At 65.6% G+C, this 16,211-nt stretch carries 20 protein-coding genes; 6 read left to right on the forward strand and 14 right to left on the reverse strand.

Features of this window, described 5'->3' with window-relative positions:
- Window positions 1–55: 55 nt before the first annotated feature.
- The 3 genes from J9314_RS09800 to J9314_RS09810 form a co-directional block, all read right to left on the reverse strand.
- Entirely contained in the window at window positions 56–562 is a 507-nt protein-coding gene (locus J9314_RS09800) for a SixA phosphatase family protein (protein ID WP_210602254.1), read from the reverse strand.
- Between the two features lie 24 nt (window positions 563–586).
- Window positions 587–1,345 (reverse strand): enoyl-ACP reductase FabI, encoded by a 759-nt coding sequence (gene fabI / locus J9314_RS09805; RefSeq protein ID WP_210602255.1) that lies wholly within the window; start codon window positions 1,343–1,345, stop codon window positions 587–589.
- A 129-nt stretch (window positions 1,346–1,474) separates the two neighbouring features.
- Window positions 1,475–2,185 carry a beta-ketoacyl-ACP reductase gene (locus J9314_RS09810; protein WP_210602256.1) on the reverse strand — a complete coding sequence of 237 codons (711 nt, stop codon included), beginning with the start codon at window positions 2,183–2,185 and terminating at the stop codon, window positions 1,475–1,477.
- Between the two features lie 129 nt (window positions 2,186–2,314).
- Between J9314_RS09810 and J9314_RS09815 the strand changes: the two genes are divergently transcribed.
- Genes J9314_RS09815 through J9314_RS09825 form a run of 3 tightly spaced genes read left to right on the forward strand, consistent with a single transcriptional unit; the run spans window position 2,315 to window position 3,896 of the window.
- Entirely contained in the window at window positions 2,315–2,791 is a 477-nt protein-coding gene (locus J9314_RS09815; protein WP_210602257.1) for a DUF3099 domain-containing protein, read from the forward strand.
- Complete coding sequence (locus J9314_RS09820) at window positions 2,788–3,000, forward strand: hypothetical protein (RefSeq protein WP_210602258.1); 213 nt, start codon at window positions 2,788–2,790, stop codon at window positions 2,998–3,000. The genes J9314_RS09815 and J9314_RS09820 overlap by 4 nt, the downstream gene beginning before the upstream one ends.
- The gene (locus J9314_RS09825; protein ID WP_210602259.1) at window positions 2,997–3,896 is read left to right on the forward strand and encodes an SURF1 family cytochrome oxidase biogenesis protein; all 900 of its coding nucleotides are present in this window, start codon (window positions 2,997–2,999) and stop codon (window positions 3,894–3,896) included. The genes J9314_RS09820 and J9314_RS09825 overlap by 4 nt, the downstream gene beginning before the upstream one ends.
- Here J9314_RS09825 and J9314_RS09830 read toward each other — a convergent pair.
- The 3 genes from J9314_RS09830 to J9314_RS09840 form a co-directional block, all read right to left on the reverse strand.
- Window positions 3,883–5,481 carry an ABC-F family ATP-binding cassette domain-containing protein gene (locus tag J9314_RS09830; RefSeq protein WP_210602260.1) on the reverse strand — a complete coding sequence of 533 codons (1,599 nt, stop codon included), beginning with the start codon at window positions 5,479–5,481 and terminating at the stop codon, window positions 3,883–3,885. The two genes, J9314_RS09825 and J9314_RS09830, sit on opposite strands and share 14 nt — an antisense overlap.
- The gene (locus J9314_RS09835) at window positions 5,478–6,116 is read right to left on the reverse strand and encodes a ribonuclease H family protein (RefSeq protein ID WP_210602261.1); all 639 of its coding nucleotides are present in this window, start codon (window positions 6,114–6,116) and stop codon (window positions 5,478–5,480) included. Before J9314_RS09835 ends, J9314_RS09830 begins: the two co-directional genes overlap by 4 nt.
- A 118-nt stretch (window positions 6,117–6,234) precedes the next feature.
- Entirely contained in the window at window positions 6,235–6,891 is a 657-nt protein-coding gene (locus J9314_RS09840; RefSeq protein WP_210602262.1) for a TetR/AcrR family transcriptional regulator, read from the reverse strand.
- A gap of 146 nt (window positions 6,892–7,037) precedes the next feature.
- On the opposite strand from J9314_RS09840, the gene J9314_RS09845 reads away from it, so the two are divergent.
- Window positions 7,038–7,778, forward strand: a complete 741-nt coding sequence (locus tag J9314_RS09845) for an SDR family oxidoreductase (RefSeq protein WP_210602263.1) — start codon at window positions 7,038–7,040, stop codon at window positions 7,776–7,778.
- A 137-nt stretch (window positions 7,779–7,915) separates the two neighbouring features.
- Here J9314_RS09845 and J9314_RS09850 read toward each other — a convergent pair whose 3' ends face one another.
- Genes J9314_RS09850 through J9314_RS09885 form a run of 8 tightly spaced genes read right to left on the reverse strand, consistent with a single transcriptional unit; the run spans window position 7,916 to window position 14,458 of the window.
- Window positions 7,916–8,251: a metal-sulfur cluster assembly factor gene (locus tag J9314_RS09850; protein ID WP_166971948.1), complete on the reverse strand. Its 336-nt coding sequence runs from the start codon at window positions 8,249–8,251 to the stop codon at window positions 7,916–7,918.
- Window positions 8,244–8,723 carry a Fe-S cluster assembly sulfur transfer protein SufU gene (sufU, locus tag J9314_RS09855; protein ID WP_210602264.1) on the reverse strand — a complete coding sequence of 160 codons (480 nt, stop codon included), beginning with the start codon at window positions 8,721–8,723 and terminating at the stop codon, window positions 8,244–8,246. Before sufU ends, J9314_RS09850 begins: the two co-directional genes overlap by 8 nt.
- 4 nt (window positions 8,724–8,727) lie before the next feature.
- Window positions 8,728–9,990, reverse strand: a complete 1,263-nt coding sequence (locus tag J9314_RS09860; protein ID WP_210602265.1) for a SufS family cysteine desulfurase — start codon at window positions 9,988–9,990, stop codon at window positions 8,728–8,730.
- Entirely contained in the window at window positions 9,990–10,748 is a 759-nt protein-coding gene (gene sufC, locus J9314_RS09865; protein ID WP_181273522.1) for a Fe-S cluster assembly ATPase SufC, read from the reverse strand. Before sufC ends, J9314_RS09860 begins: the two co-directional genes overlap by 1 nt.
- Window positions 10,749–10,774: 26 nt before the next feature.
- Window positions 10,775–11,092, reverse strand: a complete 318-nt coding sequence (locus J9314_RS09870) for a non-heme iron oxygenase ferredoxin subunit (protein WP_246490319.1) — start codon at window positions 11,090–11,092, stop codon at window positions 10,775–10,777.
- Window positions 11,093–11,094: 2 nt separating this feature from the next.
- Entirely contained in the window at window positions 11,095–12,270 is a 1,176-nt protein-coding gene (sufD, locus tag J9314_RS09875; protein ID WP_210602267.1) for a Fe-S cluster assembly protein SufD, read from the reverse strand.
- Between the two features lie 41 nt (window positions 12,271–12,311).
- Complete coding sequence (gene sufB, locus J9314_RS09880) at window positions 12,312–13,742, reverse strand: Fe-S cluster assembly protein SufB (protein WP_181273520.1); 1,431 nt, start codon at window positions 13,740–13,742, stop codon at window positions 12,312–12,314.
- Window positions 13,739–14,458 carry a helix-turn-helix transcriptional regulator gene (locus tag J9314_RS09885; RefSeq protein ID WP_210602268.1) on the reverse strand — a complete coding sequence of 240 codons (720 nt, stop codon included), beginning with the start codon at window positions 14,456–14,458 and terminating at the stop codon, window positions 13,739–13,741. Before J9314_RS09885 ends, sufB begins: the two co-directional genes overlap by 4 nt.
- 103 nt (window positions 14,459–14,561) lie before the next feature.
- Between J9314_RS09885 and J9314_RS09890 the strand changes: the two genes are divergently transcribed.
- Complete coding sequence (locus J9314_RS09890; protein ID WP_210602269.1) at window positions 14,562–15,479, forward strand: ABC transporter ATP-binding protein; 918 nt, start codon at window positions 14,562–14,564, stop codon at window positions 15,477–15,479.
- A complete protein-coding gene (locus J9314_RS09895) occupies window positions 15,476–16,207 on the forward strand; it encodes an ABC transporter permease (RefSeq protein WP_210602270.1) in 732 nt (243 codons plus the stop codon). Before J9314_RS09890 ends, J9314_RS09895 begins: the two co-directional genes overlap by 4 nt.
- Window positions 16,208–16,211 lie beyond the last annotated feature (4 nt).

Raw genomic sequence — 16,211 nt, forward strand, 5'->3', positions numbered from 1 at the left:
CCGAATTCTTCGGAGGGCCTCAGTTCAGCAGATGCGTCGGTTCGGACTCCGTGGCTCACACACCGTGGAAGACACGGATCTGCGGCGCCGGGTACGACCCCGGCTCCACGTCCCAGCTCTCGAGGTCGAAGACCGCGATCGAGGAGGGACGGAACCCGTCGGGAACTCCAGGTTCGGGGCTGAGGCGTCCGATCACCTCGGCGACGGTGGGCTGGTGGCCGACGATATAGGCGCACTCGCTGTCCGCGGGGATCGAGTTGATGGCATCGAGCCAGTCCTCGACCTCGCAGGCGTAGAGCGAGCGATCCTCACGCAGCTCGAGGCTGCCGGGTTTCTCGACGTTGCCGCCGGCGGCCCGGTTCACCGCTTCGACGACGGCCTGACCGGTCTGCACGGTCCGGCGAGCCGCCGAGGCGATGGCCACATCGGGTGACCATCGTTCGGCGATCTCGGCTCCGGCTTCGACGGCCTGAGCCAGGCCCTTGGCACTGAGAGACCGCTCGAAGTCGGTCGGACCGTCAGGCTCCGCCTTGGCGTGGCGGGCGAGGATGAGCACAGGCATGTGTCGAGCCTCTCGCGTCGAGTCTCAGGCGCCGGTGGAGTGGAAGCCGCCGTCGACGTGAACCATCTCACCGGTGGTGGCGGGGAACCAATCCGAGAGCAGGGCGACGATGGCCTTTCCGGCAGGCGTCGTGTCCGTCTGGTCCCAGCCCAGCGGTGCACGGTCGCCCCACATGTCCTCCAGCGTTCCGAAGCCGGGGATCGAGGTCGCCGCGGTGGTCTTGAGCGGACCGGCCGAGACGAGGTTGACGCGCACGCCGTCCTCGCCGACGTACTTCGCGAGGTAGCGGGCGGTGGATTCGAAGGCGGCCTTGGCCACACCCATCCAGTCGTAGACCGGCCAGGAGATGGTCGCGTCGAACGTGAGTCCGACGATGCCAGCACCCTTGTTGAGCACGGGCTTAGCGGCCACGGCGATGGCCTTGAGCGAGTAGGCGGAGACGTGGATGGCGCCGGAGACCGACTCCCACGGGGTGTCGAGGAAGACGCCGCCGAGGGCGTCCTTCGGCGCGAAGGCGATCGCGTGGACGATGCCGTCGATGTTGCCGCCGAGGCGCTCGGGCAGAGCCGCGAGATCCTCGTCGTTCGTGGCGTCGAGTTCGATCACGTTCGGGGTCTGCGGCAGGCGTTCGGCGATGACCTGGGTGATCTTCATCTGCCGACCGAAGCTGGAGAGGATGACTTCGGCACCCTGCTCCTGTGCGATGCGGGCGGCGGCGAAGGCGATCGAGGCCTCGGTGAGCACGCCGGTGACGAGAATGCGCTTTCCGTCAAGAATTCCCATGGTGGTCCTTTCTACAAGGGTTTGCTGATCGTGTGGCTGACGCCGCTTCACGCGGCATCTCTGGTGTGCAGTCTACGGGCTGAGCACGAGCGAGACCGCATCTGACGCGACATGCGTGAGGGTCGAAGCTCAGTGCCCCATGCCGAGGCCGCCATCGACGGGGATGACGGCGCCGGAGATGTAGGCGGCCTCGTCGGAGGCCACCCAGCGCACGACCTTGGCGACTTCGGCCGGTTCGGCGAAGCGCTTGGCCGGGATCGTCGCCAGGTACTCCTTCTGCTGCTTTTCGCTGAGCTCGTCGGTCATATCGGTGCGGATGAATCCGGGGGCGACGACGTTGGCAGTGATGCCTCGGGAGCCGAGTTCGCGGGTGATCGAACGGGCGAGGCCGACGAGACCGGCTTTGGCCGAGGAATAGTTCGCCTGTCCGGGGACTCCGTAGAGACCGGAGACCGAGGAGATGAGCACGATGCGGCCCTTCTTCCCCCGGATCATGTTCGTGATCCCGCGCTTGACGGTGCGGAAGACACCGGTGAGGTTCGTATCGACGACCGCTTCGAAGTCGTCGTCGCTCATCCGCATGAGCAGGTTGTCCCGCGTGATGCCGGCATTGGCCACGACCACCTCGACGGGGCCGAGCTTCTCTTCGATCTCGTCGAAGGCGGCATCGACGGATGCCGAATCGGTGACATCGGCGGACACGGCCAGCGCCCCTTTGGGAGCGTCTCCGTTGCGGGAGGTGACGGCCACCTTGTCGCCATTGGCGATGAACTCCTCGGCGATGGTGCGGCCGATGCCGCGGTTGCCGCCGGTGACGAGGACTGTGCGTGGTTCTGACACGGATGACTCCTGTTGATCGACTGTGTAGGCAAATCTATCGTGGACCAACCTATCCTGTCCCCTGGTCCGTGGATACGTCTCTCACAAAGGACGAGTATCATGTTTGGCAGTCATCGATCGAAGAAGGATATGGTCAGGCACTCGCAACAGATCACCACGGCAGACACCGCCCTTGATGATGACATGAGATCTCGGATCATCAAGTACTCCATCACGATGGGCATCAGGACGGCCTGCTTCGTGGGAGCCTATTTCGCTTTCGTCGCCGACCAGCACGTGATCATGTGGATCTGCGTCGCCGGCGCGGTCGTGTTGCCGTATCCCGCTGTGATCTTCGCCAACGCCGGTCGGGAGCGGACCCGCGACGACGCCGTGGCGCTGCTCGACGAAGCGCCGCGTGCCGAGCTGCCTCCGGCCAGGGGTGAGACGATCGGTGAGGACGGCGCTGTCTCCGACACGATCGACGGTGAGACCGTCGGCGAAGCCGAGTCGGATGAGACAGCCCGCGACGCAGAGTCGGGCGATGACGACCATGAGACCATCGCCGGTGAAACCATCGCCGGAGAGACGATCGATGACAGCGATGACAGGGGCGACCACGAATGAGCGTCGAGCTCCAGTGCTCGGCCAAGGACTGCCGGGCCTCAGCGACCCGGGCGATTCTGTGGAACAACCCGCGCCTGCACACTCCCGAGCGCAAGAAGACCTGGTTGGCCTGCGACGACCATCTCGACCACCTGCGCGACTTCCTCACGCTTCGGGACTTCTATCTCACTGACGTATCCATCGACGACATTCCGGAGGACGCAGGTTGAGCCGCTATTCCTTCCTCTTCACCGCACGCTGGCTCAAGTACATCGCCATGGCGATCATCGTCGTCATCGCCTGTGTCTTCCTCGCCCTGTGGCAGAAGGACCGTCGTGAACAGCGTGAGCAGGAGATCGCCACGATCACCGCGAACTATTCCGCCGATCCCGTTGCCGTGGACTCGGTGCTGCCGAACACGGATTCGACCCTGGCCACGACCGAGGAATGGACCCAGGTCCGACTGACCGGTGAGTACGCGGATGCCGACACGGTCCTCGCGCGCAACCGCACCGTCGAGGACCAGCCCGGCTTCTACGTCGTCACCCCCTTCCACATCGCCCAGGGCCCGACGATCGCTGTGGTCAGAGGCTTCACCACCGAAGCGGATTCCGTGCCCGCGGCACCGAAGGGTCGGCAGACCGTCATCGCTCATCTGCAGCCGGCCCAGGACGGGTCCGATGACGACAATCCCCCGGGAATGATCAAGGCCATCGACCCTGCCCGCATCCCCGGGATGGACGACTCCTACTCCCACGTCTACGCCGAAGCGTCACCGACGGGCAGTGATGAGACCGACTCCGGTCTGACTCCGCTGCCGATGCCCGACCTCGATCCCGGCAACCACCTGTCGTATATGCTCCAGTGGTTCGCGTTCGGGATCATGATCATCATCGCTGTCGCGATCTCGGCTCGCCGGGAGCGCAAGGCCACCGCCGAGGCTGCCGAACGCGGCGGCAACGACAACGAACTCGTCGTCATCGATAAGGCCGCCCTCGACGCGGGAGCGAAGATCGGACAGCCGGGCAGCCGCTACGGTCACAACCGCTTCGCCTCCCCCACGGTCCACGGTCAGGCCGAGGCCGAGGAGGACGCGATGCTCGAGGAGCGCTTCAGGCGAGGCTGACGAGGTCGAGGTAGGTGTCGTTCCACAGGTCCTCGTCACCGTCGGGCAGGAGCAGCACCCGGTCGGGATCGAGTGCGGACACCGCTCCCTCATCGTGGGTGACGAGGATGATCGCGCCCTCATAGCGGCGGATGGCCGAGAGGATCTCCTCACGCGAGGCCGGATCGAGGTTGTTCGTCGGTTCGTCGAGCAGGAGGACGTTCGCACTCGAGACGACGAGTGTGGCCAGAGCCAGCCGCGTCTTCTCACCGCCGGAGAGCACCTTGGCGGGTTTGTGCACGTCGTCACCGGAGAACAGGAACGAACCGAGAACGTTGCGCACGGCAGTGTCATCGAGGTGCGGTGAGTTCCGGCTCATGTTCTCCAGCACGCTGCGGTCGAGGTCGAGCGTCTCGTGCTCCTGCGCGTAGTAGCCGAGTTTGAGCCCGTGTCCGGGCACGACCTGGCCGGAATCGGGTTCGTCGAGACCGGCGAGGAGACGCAGCAGGGTCGTCTTGCCCGCACCGTTGTAGCCGAGGATGACGACTCGTGAGCCTTTGTCGATCGCGAGATCGACGCCGGTGAAGACCTCGGTGGAGCCGAAGCTGCGCGAGAGTCCCTCGGCAGTCAGCGGCACTCGTCCGCAGTCGGCCGGGGCCGGGAAGCGGAGGTTCGCGACCTTCTCGGTGGCGCGTTCGTCGTCGAGTCCGGCGAGCAGACGTTCCGCGCGCTTGGCCATCTGCTGGGCCGCCACGGTCTTCGTCGCCTTCGCCATCATCTTGTTGGCCTGCGCGGTGAGCGCCGAGGCCTTCTTCTCCGCGTTCGCACGTTCGCGGCGGCGTCGACGCTCATCGTCCTCGCGCTGCTTGAGGTAGAGGCGGTAGCCCATCGAGTAGATGTCGATGGTCTGGCGGGTGGCGTCGAGGAAGAACACCTTGTTGACGACCTCGTCGATGAGATCGAGGTCGTGGCTGATGACGATGAGTCCGCCCGAATACGCCTTGAGGTAGTCACGCAGCCACAGCACGGATTCGGCGTCGAGGTGGTTCGTCGGCTCGTCGAGGATCATCGTGTCGGGGGCGGAGAAGAGGATCCTGGCGAGTTCGACGCGGCGGCGCTGACCGCCGGAGAGCGTGCCGATCTCCTGACTGATGAGGTCCTCGTCGAGGCCGAGATTCGCCGCGATTGCGAAGGCCTCGGATTCGGCGGCATAGCCGCCCGCCGCGATGAACTCGGCCTCGATGCGCGGATACCGGTCGATCGCCTTCGTCGCGATCTTCTCATCCGGGGAGGCCATCTGCCGCTCGGCCTTGCGCAGTCGCTTGACGAGGACGTCGAGCTCGCGTGCCGACAGGATCCGTTCGAGTCCGGTGGCCTGCAGGTCGCCGCTGCGCGGATCCTGCGGAAGGTAGCCAACGGTTCCTGAGATCGAGACATCTCCGCTGGTGGCGGGGTGTCCTCCCATGATCACCTTCGTCAGCGTGGTCTTCCCGGCGCCGTTGCGGCCGACGAGACCGACCCGGTCGCCCTTGTCGACGCGGAACGAGACTTCGGACATGAGCGTGCGGGCACCGACGGTGACCTCGAGGCCTGAGGCCTGAATCATTCGTTCTCCAAACTGCGGCCGATGAGTTCGGCCAGAAATTCCTGGGGGTGGATGTCGCGGGCCTGCGCCCGGGCGACGAGTTCGTCGGCAACAGAAGCGGGCACTCGGCAGGACACGACGGTCGTGGGCTCCGAATCCGTCTCGGGTGTCGTGCTTGACGACGGCGTCCCCGCGGGGACGTAACCCGGACCCTCGGGGACTTTCGTACCCTTCTGATAGGCCGTGGCTGCGGCCCTCGCACGATCGTCGGCGGCTTCGTTCATCGCGTGGTTATTGTGTCCCTTGACCCATTCGAATTCGACGTCGCGGCCATTGAGCGCAGAGTCGAGGAGTTCGAGCAGGTCCCGGTTGAGGACCTCCTTGCCGTCGGCCTTCTTCCAGCCCTTGCGTTTCCAGCCCGGCATCCATTTGGTCAGGGCATTGATGACGTACTGCGAGTCGCAGAAGATCTTGAGGTCCTCATCCGCCCCGGCCGTGGAGTCGAGGAGATCGAGCACGGCCATGAGCTCACCGCGGTTGTTCGTCGCGTTCTTCCACCCGCCGGCGTGCCAGCAGCCGTCGTCGACGTACCAGGCCCACCCGGCGGGACCGGGGTTGCCGAGGGCGGACCCGTCTGCGGCAGCGATGATCGTCAATGGTGCTCCTTGGAAAGTCTGCGCGGATGTTGGTGGTCGGCCCGAACCATTCTTTCACGTGACCGGCATGGACCCGCATTCAGGGGGGGCGGTGATCTCCATGACCTCACGCCCATTCTCACCGAGGAGTGAGACCTGGGTGAGTGGCGGCATACTCAGGAGTCGCTGCGCCGCGCAACGCGTTGAGGACGAGTGCGTCCGCGAAGGCTTCGTCGAGTGGGGCATCGGGGATCAGCAGCCGGTGATAGCAGGCTCCCCACAGTTGATCGACGAGCATGTCGGGGTCGACCTCCGGTCGGATCTGCCCACGGAAAGTTGCCAGACGGAAGTATTCGACCGCCAGCCGACGTCGCGGCGCTGTGTATTTCTCCGACACCGCAGCCGCGACCTCGGGGTCGGTCTGAGCGGCACCGATGAGTTCGGAGATGATTCGTCCGCCTCCGCGTGCGATGATCAGGCGCACGAACGCGCGGAGCTGTCGGCCGATGTCCGTGAAGACGTCGCCGGAATCGGCGAACGCCAACTCGGCCGCGCTCTGGTCGAAGTAGGCCTCGGCGGCGAGAGTCCCCGGCGACGCCCACCATTTGTAGATCGTCGTTTTGCTCGCGCCCGATTGCGCAGCGACCCGCTCGAACGTGACGGCCCGGAAACCCCCGTCACGGAGGAGTGTCGAGGTGGCGTCGAGGACGTCCCGTCGGACCTCGCCGGCAGGACGGCGCCCCCGACGCGGTGGCGTCGAAGGGCGGGGGCTCGCGTCGGCGGCCTTGTCGGTCATGAGATCTCCTCGCTGGTCATCGCGCCCGATCCGCGGGCGCGGGCGCCCATCAGTCGGATGAACTCCATCAGACTAATGGACGATCCGTCCATATCAGTGTACATTTCATATGAACATGACGTTCATATAATTGTAGGGAGCACTTCATGCCGGACACAACACAGCCCCGCGTCGCGATCGTCACAGGCGGGTCAGGCGGGATCGGCCGCGCCGCCGCAGAGCGCCTGGCGCTCGACGGCACCTCAGTGGTGGTGCACTACAGCAGCAGAGCCGCAACGGCTGATGCGGTCGTCTCGACGATCACGGACGCCGGCGGCCAGGCGATCGCCGCCGGCGGCGACGTCGCTGACGAGCAGGCGATGGCGGAGCTCTTCCGCACCGCAGCCGACACCTTCGGAGGCGTCGACGTCGTCGTGCACACTGCAGGCATCATGCCGCTGGCCCCGATCTCCGAGATGGATCTGGAGACCTTCGACCGGATCCAACGTGTCAACGTCCGCGGAACCTTCGTCGTCGACCAGCTGGCGGCGCAAGAGGTCCGCGAGGGTGGAGCGATCATCAACTTCTCGACGTCGGTGACCAAGCTGCTCATGCCGAACTACGGAGCGTACGCGGCGTCGAAGGGGGCAGTCGAGGCGCTCGCGCTCATCCTGGCCCGAGAGCTGCGCGGCCGCGATATCACCGTGAACACGATCGCTCCGGGTCCGACGGCGACACCGCTGTTCTTCGAGGGCAAGGATGAGCAGGTCGTCGCTCACATCGCCTCGCTCAATCCGCTCGAACGCCTCGGCACCCCCGAGGACATCGCAGAGGTCGTTGCCTTCCTCGCGGGTCCAGGGCGCTGGGTCAACGGCCAGACGATCTTCGCGAACGGCGGTGCCGCCTGAACTGCGACGGGGCAGGGTTCAGACGGGCCGGCTGAGCAGATCGCCGAGGTGGGGCCTCCTGATCAGGACGGCCCCACCTCGGCGATGGGATCGGTGACGTCCCCGCGGGGACGTTCAGTCCGGTCGAATGGACGGACTCAGATGTTGAAGCCGAGGGCCCGCATCTGTTCGCGGCCGTCCTCGGTGATCTTCTCCGGGCCCCATGGCGGCATCCAGACCCAGTTGATCCGGTAGGCCGGCACGATACCTTCGAGGCACTGCGCGGTCTGATCCTCGATGACGTCGGTCAGCGGGCAGGCCGCCGAGGTCAGGGTCATCTCGATGACGGCGGTGCCGTCGTCTTCGACCGAGAGTCCGTAGACGAGGCCGAGGTCGACGATGTTGACACCGAGCTCGGGATCGACGACGTCCATCATCGCTTCGCGCACTTCGTCGACGCTGGCATTCTGCGGAGCGTCAATGACTTCAGGCATGGTGTTTCTCCTCACGAGCTGCTTGTGCTTGGTTGAGTGCGTCCTTGAAGGCCATCCAGGACAGCAGAGCGCATTTGATCCTGGCCGGGAACTTCGAGACTCCCGAGAACGCTGCCGCGTCCCCGAGCACGCTCTCATCCGCCTCCATTGTCCCACGGGAGTGCATGAGTTCGTGGAACACCGATTCGATGACCAGCATGTCCTCGACGCTGTTCTCACCGGCCAGATCGGACAGCACCGAGGCCGAGGCCATCGAGATCGAACAGCCGTCTCCGCTCCAGCGCACCGCCACGCGGCCGTCGTCGGTCAGCTCGGTCTCGAGCTCGATCTCGTCCCCGCAGGTCGGATTGACCTGGTGCGAGTACCCGTGGGGACCGTCGACCTTCTCGCCCAACAGCGCGGAATTGCCGATTCGGGCGCGGGACTGGTCGAGGATGACCTGTTGGTAGAGCTGCTGCATCTGTGTGCTCATCGGCTCATTCCCCTTCCTGCGCGACCCCGAAGAAGGGGCGCACCTCGGCCAGCGCGGACAGGAACCGGTCACAGTCCTCGGCATTGTTGTACAGGTACGTGCTCGCCCGCGTCGAGGCGGTGACGCCGAAACGTCGGTGCAGCGGTTGGGCGCAGTGGTGACCGACCCGTACGGCCACCCCCTGGGAGTCGAGGAACTGTCCGACGTCATGGGCGTGGACTCCGTCGACGTCGAAGGCCACGGTCCCGATGCGCTCGGGTGCGGACCCGAGCACACGGATGCCGGGGATCTCGGCGATGCCGTCGAGGAGGAGCCTGCCGAGTTCGCGCTCATGGGCGAAGATCTCCTCGAGCCCCACCTCGGCGAGGTAGCCGACCGCGGTCGCGAACGCCGCGACCTCGGCAACCGGCTGGGTGCCGGCTTCGAACCGCTGCGGGGCGGGCATGAACTCGGTCTGATCCATGGTCACCGTGGTGATCATCGACCCGCCCGTGAGCACGGGCGGCAGAGCATCGAGCAGTTCGGACTTCCCCCACAGCGCACCGAGACCGGTGGGTCCGAGCGCCTTATGTGCGGAGAACGCCGCGAAGTCGACGTCGAGGTCGACGAAGTCCACGGGCATATGCGGAACCGACTGGCAGGCGTCGAGGACGACGTACGCCCCGACCTCCCTGGCCCGGGCCACGAGCGTGTCGACGGGGTTGATGGTGCCGAGCACGTTGGACACGTGGGTGAACGCGAAGACCTTCGTCGTCTCGTCGACGATCGACTCGAGGTCGGTCAGGTCGAGTTCACCCGAGTCGGTCACCGGCAGCCAGCGCAGCTGCGCACCCGTCGAGGCGGCCAGCTGCTGCCAGGGAACGAGGTTCGCGTGGTGCTCCATCTCTGTGATGACGATCGAGTCCTCGGGTCCGAGGGCGAAACGCTGTGCGGCCTCTCCCCCGAATCCGCGGCTGGCGCGGTCGATGCCGAGTGCCACGACGTTGAGCGCCTCGGTGGCGTTCTTCGTCCAGCACACCTGCTTTGGCTTTCCGCCGACGAGCCCGGCGACGGCGATGCGACCGTTCTCGAACGCGTCCGTGGCCTCGACGGCCAGCGAGTGCGCTCCCCGGTGCACAGCGGAATTGCGCTGCTGGAAGTACTCGGTGAAGGTGTCGATGACGCACTGGGGCTTCTGCGAGGTCGCCCCGGAGTCGAGATACGACAGCGGCGACTCCCCGATCCTGACATCGAGGATCGGGAAGTCGCCCCGCAGACGTGCGAACATCAGACGCCGGCGGTGAAGAAGCGGTCGTAGCCTTCGTTCTCGAGGCGATCGGCCAACTCCGGTCCGCCTTCCTCGGCCACCCGGCCCTTGATGATCACGTGGACGTGATCGGGCTTGATGTAGTTGAGGATGCGCGTGTAGTGAGTGATGAGCATGACGCCGACGTCGGTGGATTCCTTGACGCGGTTGACGCCTTCGGAGACGATCCGCAGCGCGTCGACGTCGAGGCCGGAGTCGGTCTCGTCGAGGACGGCGAACTTCGGCTTGAGCATCTCGAGCTGGAGGATCTCGTGGCGCTTCTTCTCACCGCCGGAGAAGCCTTCGTTGACGTTGCGGGTCGCGAAGGCGGGATCGACGCGCAGGTTCTCCATGGCCTGCTTGAGGTCCTTGGTCCAGTTGCGCAGCTTCGGGGCCTCGCCGTCGATGGCGGTCTTGGCCGAACGGAGGAAGTTCGTCACGGTCACGCCGGGGACCTCGACGGGGTACTGCATGGCCAGGAACAGGCCGGACTTCGCCCGCTCGTCGACGGACATGTCGAGGACGTCCTCACCGTCGAGGGTGACGGAGCCGGAGGTGACCTCGTACTTCGGATGTCCGGCCAGCGCATAGGCCAGCGTCGACTTGCCCGAACCGTTGGGGCCCATGATGGCGTGGGTCTCGTTCGAGTTGATCTCGAGGTTGATGCCGTTGAGGATCGGCTTGAGGCCGTTGTCGGTGTTGACACCGACGTGGAGGTCTTCGATCTTGAGAGTGGACATTTTATCCTTCTTCTTCGGTCTTCAGGTCAGTTGAGTGTTGTCTTCGGGTCGACGAGAATGCGCCCGGCGATCTCCTTGCAGTCATAGACTGCGACGGGTTCGAAGGCCGGAGGGTTCACCGGCACTCCCGTATTGAGATCGAACTGCGAACCGTGCAGCCAGCACTCGATGGTGCCGTCTTCGATTTCGCCTTCGGCCAGGGACACCTCACCGTGGGTGCACAGGTCGTCGATCGCGTGGAGCGTGCCGTCGGAGTCGCGGGCGAGGCAGACCTCGAACTCACCGACTTCGATGCGCATGGTTGCTCCCGGGGCCACCTCGTCGGCGGCCGCCACGTCGATCATGGTCACAGAACACTCCGGGACAGTTCGTCCTCGATGCGTTCGTTGAGCACTTCCTCGATCTCGGGCACCTGGATCTTCTGGATCACTTCGTTGAAGAATCCGCGGACCACGAGCTGACGGGCGACGTCTTCGGGGATGCCGCGGCTCATCAGGTAGAACAGGTGCTCCTCGTCGAAGCGTCCGGTCGAGGACGCGTGGCCGGCGCCGGCGATGTCGCCGGTCTCGATCTCGAGGTTCGGCACCGAGTCCGCGCGTGCCCCATCGGTGAGGATGAGGTTGCGGTTGAGCTCGTAGGTGTCGATGTCGAGGGCCTCGGGCCGGATGAGGACGTCACCGATCCACACGCTGCGCGCGTCCTTGCCCTGCAGAGCGCCCTTGTAGTGGACGTTCGACTGGGCCTTCGGCGTGTTGTGGTCGATGTAGGTGCGGTGCTCGAGGTGCTGACCGGCATCGGCGAAGTAGAGTCCGAGCAGCTCGGCTTCTCCCCCGGCCGCCGAGTAGCGCACGTTCGTGTTCAGGCGCACGATGTCGCCGCCGAGGGTGATGTGGATGTGCTTGAGCTTCGCGTCCTTGCCCACGATCGCGTCGTGCTGGCCGAGGTGGTGAGAACCGTCCTCCCACAGCTGCAGCGAGACGAAGGTGACGTCCGCGCCGTCGCCGACGACGAGGGAGACGAGCTCGGAGTACCGGGCCAGTCCCTCGTGTTCGACGACGATGGTGGCCTTCGAGTTCGCTCCGACGGACACGACGACATGGCCGTGGCCGATGGTCTCACCGGTGCCGTCGGCATGGATGATTGCGGCCCGGTCGAGCTCGGTGTCGGCGGGGACCGAGTAGTGCGTCACAGCGGAGGCACGGTTCGCAGCGACGGCGGCGGCCCGGTCCTCGGGCTCGAGGATGCCCAGCTCCTGGGCGGACTCGAGCGAGATCTCTTCGACGGAGATGCCCTCGGGCAGATCGGAGTCGATCTTCAGCGTCGCCTCGGTGGCGGCATCGTCGAAGAAGTCGCTGATCTTGCGCACGGGCGAGAAGCGCCATTCCTCTTCACGACCGGTGGGCACGGGGAAGTCGGCGACGTCGAAGCTGCGGGTGCGAGCGTCGCGCTTCGAATCGGGCACCTGGACGTCGGAACCGTGCGAATGTTCCGAGAGGCCAAGCGGGTTGGTGGTATCAGTCACAGAAATACTCCTTTGAGCGCGGTGTCGGTGCTGAGCGGGCCTCAGCCCACCGCGCCTTCCATCTGCAGTTCGATGAGGCGGTTGAGTTCGAGGGCGTACTCCATCGGCAGCTCGCGGGCGATGGGCTCGACGAAGCCGCGCACGATCATCGCCATCGCCTCGGTCTCCTCCATCCCGCGGGACATGAGGTAGAAGAGCTGATCCTCACTCACCTTCGACACGGTGGCCTCATGGCCGAGGGTCACATCGTCCTCGCGGATGTCGATGTAGGGGTACGTGTCGGACCGGGAGACGTTGTCGACGAGCAGAGCGTCGCAGAGGACGTTGTTCGACGAGCCCTCGGCACCCGGGTGGACGTGGACGAGTCCGCGGTAGCCGGCGCGTCCGCCGCCGCGGGCCACGGACTTCGACACGATCGAGGAGTGCGTGTGCGGAGCGGCGTGGACCATCTTCGCACCGGTGTCCTGGTGCTGTCCCTCGCCGGCGAAGGCCACGGACAGCGTCTCGCCGCGGGCGTGCTCACCGGTCAGCCAGATGGCCGGGTACTTCATCGTCACCTTCGAGCCGATGTTGCCGTCGACCCATTCCATCGAGGCGCCCTCTTCGGCGATGGCGCGCTTGGTGACGAGGTTGTAGACGTTGTTCGACCAGTTCTGGATCGTGGTGTAGCGGACCTTCGCGTCCTTCTTCGCCACGATCTCGACGACGGCCGAGTGCAGGGAGTCGGTCTTGTAGATCGGGGCCGTGCAGCCCTCGACGTAGTGGACCGAGGATCCCTCGTCGGCGATGATGAGCGTGCGCTCGAACTGCCCCATATTCTCGGTGTTGATGCGGAAGTAGGCCTGCAGGGGGATCTCGACGTGGACTCCCTTGGGGACGTAGACGAAGGACCCGCCGGACCAGACCGCGGTGTTGAGAGCGGCGAACTTGTTGTCGCCGGAGGGGATGATCGAGCCGAAGTACTCTTCGAAGATCTCCGGGTGCTCGCGCAGACCCGTGTCGGTGTCCATGAAGATGACGCCCTGAGCCTCGAGCTCTTCGTTGATCTGGTGGTAGACGACCTCGGACTCGTACTGAGCGGCCACGCCGGCGACGAGGCGCTGCTTCTCCGCCTCCGGGATGCCGAGCTTGTCGTAGGTGTTGCGGATGTCCTCGGGCAGGTCCTCCCACGAGGTGGCCTGGCCCTCGGTGGAGCGCACGAAGTACTTGATGTCGGCGAAGTCGATCCCGGTGAGGTCGGCTCCCCAGTTCGGCATCGGCTTCTTGTCGAACAGCCGCAGTGCCTTGAGCCGACGCTTGAGCATCCACTCGGGTTCGTCCTTGAGCTTCGAGATGTTGCGCACGACCTCTTCGCTCAGTCCGCGGGTCGCGGTCGCACCTGCGTCGTTCTCGTCGTGCCAACCGTATGCATACTGCCCGAGGTCTTTGAGCTCGGGATTCGCATCGATGATCCGATTGCCTGTGTCAGTCATCGTGAACCTCCTTGAGGTCGATCATTGCTGTGGATGAGTGGTCTGGTCAGTTCCGAAGTCGGAATGTGGGTGGTGCACACATGGTCACCCTGCGCCAGCGATGACAGCCGTCTGACATCGACGCCGAGGTAGTCGGAGAACATCGCGAGCTCGGCTTCGCAGATCTCCGGGTACTCCGCGGCCAGGGCCTGGATCGGACAGTGCCCCTGGCACAGCTGCATCGCCTCGAGCGGGGTTCCGGCCGCAACCGGTGTCGCCGAGGCGGCGTACCCTTCACGGGTGAGTGCAGCAGCCAATGCGCGCGAGCGTGAGGCCACTGTGGCGCCCCCGCGCTTGTCGAGTTCGGGCCCGAGCCGATCGCGCAGACGCGCTACGAGATCCTCGGTGTATTCCTCGACGGCCGATTTGCCGTGGCGATCCTCCATGAAGCGGAGGATGTTGACGGCGAGTTCGTCGTAGGAATGGCTGACCGAGTCATGCCCGGCCGTCGTCACCACATAATGCCTGGCCGGTCGTCCTCTGCCCGCCTGTTTGCCGGCGAGGTCACGAACCTCGATGAGGCCCTCGCTCTCGAGGGCATCCAGGTGGCGTCGAATCGCCGCTGGGGTCAGATCGAGGGCTTTGGCCAGTGACGAAGCGGTGATCGGTCCTTCGTCGAGCACCGATCGGAAGACCTTCTGCCGGGTGCGGCGGTCCTCCGTGTCGTTCGCAGCCATAATCCACCTCCTTGACTAACACAACAATAGTGTTGCGTAATTTGTTCCGTAAAACTAGGTGAGCCTAACCATTGCGGCTTTCGACGCGTCGTAGAATGGTCGGGTGTCATCTTCGGCCCTGACCATTCGCGGTCTCCACTACTCGTACGGCGCTCATCACGTCGTCGACGGAATCGATCTCGACGCGCACGCCGGCTCCATCCTCGGCGTGCTCGGACCCAATGGCGCAGGCAAGTCGACGACGATCTCCCTGGCCGTGGGCACCCGTCGCCCCGATGCCGGGACGGTGCGCATCTTCGGTCACGATCCCGTCACCGAACACGCGACCGCCTCCCAGCTGGCCGGAGTGATGCTCCAGGACGGCGGACTGCCGATGAGCGCGAAGCCGCTGCAGGTGCTCGGTCATCTCTCCTCCCTCTATTCCGACCCGCTCTCGGTCGAAGAACTCGCCGGTCCCCTGGGGCTCCATGAGTTCTCCGGCCGCGCGATGCGACGCCTCTCGGGTGGTCAGAAGCAGCGGGTCGCACTCGCGGCGGCCCTGATCGGCCGGCCGTCCCTGGTCTTCCTCGACGAACCCTGCGCCGGCCTCGACCCCCAGGCGCGCGAGGTCGTCCACTCCTTCATCCGCGATCTCGCCGACCGCGGCGTCGCCGTCGTCCTCACCACCCACGACCTCGCCGAAGCTGAAGAGCTCTCCGATGAGGTCGTCGTCATCGACCGCGGCAGGATCATCGCCCAAGGTGCGCCCGAAGACCTGCGCAATGCATCCGATGACTCCCGTCGCCTCGACATCCGGCTCGATCGCCCCGCCGTCCCGGACCTGCTCAGGCGCCTGTGCGACATCGCCCCCGCCTCGGCGCAGGCCGCGACGATCACCGTCGAGGGTGCACTGTCCGCGGCGCAGATCGCTGCGGTGTGCACCGCGATCGCCGAGGCGGGGGCGCAGATCGCCGATCTCGACATGCACGCACAGTCCCTCGCCGATGTCTTCTTCGAACTCACAGGGAGGCCCCTGCGATGAGAATGCAGCGCATCGCCTCGCAAGCGAAGTTCGAGACGGTCGCCGTGCTGCGCAACGGCGAGCAGCTCCTCATCTCCCTGGTCTTCCCGCTCGGTCTGCTCATCTTCCTTGCGAAGACTCCCCTGCTCGCCGGGCTCGGGGTCATCGCCCCCGACGCCGATCCGCTGACGATCGCCGTGCCCGCAGCACTCAGCCTCAGCCTCGCCTCCAGTGCCTTCACCGGTCAGGCGATCGCGACGGCCTTCGACCGCAGGTACGGGGTTCTGCGCCAGCTGGCGACGACCCCGCTGGGCACGAACGGTCTCATCCTCGGCAAGCTCGGCGCCGTCATCATCGTCGTGCTCATCCAGTTCGCGCTCGTGCTCGCGGTCTCTCTCGTGCTCGGCTTCCGCGGACCCATCGACGCCCTCGGAGCCGTCCTGGCCACGGTGTTCGGCACCGCGGCGCTGCTCTCGCTCGGGCTGCTCATGGCCGGGACCGTCCGCGCCGAGGCGACCCTGGCGGGATCGAACCTCATCTGGGTGCTCATGGCCGGGGTCGGTGGCCTCGTCATCGCGCATCCTGGAGAATGGGGAACGGTCGTGGGCTACCTGCCCTCCGGCGCGCTCGGCGATGCGATGCGCGCAGCCGTGGGCTCAGGCAACATCGACATCAAGGCAATCATCGTGCTCCTCGTCTGGGGCCTGGTGGGAACGCTTGCCGCGCGCAGGTGGTTCCGTTTCGAATGAGGAG

This window comes from Brevibacterium oceani (genome assembly GCF_017948325.1).
GTDB classification, from domain to species: Bacteria; Actinomycetota; Actinomycetes; order Actinomycetales; family Brevibacteriaceae; genus Brevibacterium; species Brevibacterium oceani.

Excerpts from the sequence above, each read along its gene's own strand:
- J9314_RS09800 (WP_210602254.1), bottom strand. The coding sequence starts at position 562 with ATGCCTGTGCTCATCCTCGCCCGCCACGCCAAGGCGGAGCCTGACGGT.
- fabI (WP_210602255.1), bottom strand. The coding sequence starts at position 1,345 with ATGGGAATTCTTGACGGAAAGCGCATTCTCGTCACCGGCGTGCTCACC.
- J9314_RS09815 (WP_210602257.1), top strand. The coding sequence starts at position 2,315 with ATGGTCAGGCACTCGCAACAGATCACCACGGCAGACACCGCCCTTGAT.
- J9314_RS09820 (WP_210602258.1), top strand. The coding sequence starts at position 2,788 with ATGAGCGTCGAGCTCCAGTGCTCGGCCAAGGACTGCCGGGCCTCAGCG.
- J9314_RS09830 (WP_210602260.1), bottom strand. The coding sequence starts at position 5,481 with ATGATTCAGGCCTCAGGCCTCGAGGTCACCGTCGGTGCCCGCACGCTC.
- J9314_RS09840 (WP_210602262.1), bottom strand. The coding sequence starts at position 6,891 with ATGACCGACAAGGCCGCCGACGCGAGCCCCCGCCCTTCGACGCCACCG.
- J9314_RS09845 (WP_210602263.1), top strand. The coding sequence starts at position 7,038 with ATGCCGGACACAACACAGCCCCGCGTCGCGATCGTCACAGGCGGGTCA.
- J9314_RS09850 (WP_166971948.1), bottom strand. The coding sequence starts at position 8,251 with ATGCCTGAAGTCATTGACGCTCCGCAGAATGCCAGCGTCGACGAAGTG.
- sufU (WP_210602264.1), bottom strand. The coding sequence starts at position 8,723 with ATGAGCACACAGATGCAGCAGCTCTACCAACAGGTCATCCTCGACCAG.
- J9314_RS09860 (WP_210602265.1), bottom strand. The coding sequence starts at position 9,990 with ATGTTCGCACGTCTGCGGGGCGACTTCCCGATCCTCGATGTCAGGATC.
- sufC (WP_181273522.1), bottom strand. The coding sequence starts at position 10,748 with ATGTCCACTCTCAAGATCGAAGACCTCCACGTCGGTGTCAACACCGAC.
- J9314_RS09870 (WP_246490319.1), bottom strand. The coding sequence starts at position 11,092 with ATGATCGACGTGGCGGCCGCCGACGAGGTGGCCCCGGGAGCAACCATG.
- sufB (WP_181273520.1), bottom strand. The coding sequence starts at position 13,742 with ATGACTGACACAGGCAATCGGATCATCGATGCGAATCCCGAGCTCAAA.
- J9314_RS09885 (WP_210602268.1), bottom strand. The coding sequence starts at position 14,458 with ATGGCTGCGAACGACACGGAGGACCGCCGCACCCGGCAGAAGGTCTTC.
- J9314_RS09895 (WP_210602270.1), top strand. The coding sequence starts at position 15,476 with ATGAGAATGCAGCGCATCGCCTCGCAAGCGAAGTTCGAGACGGTCGCC.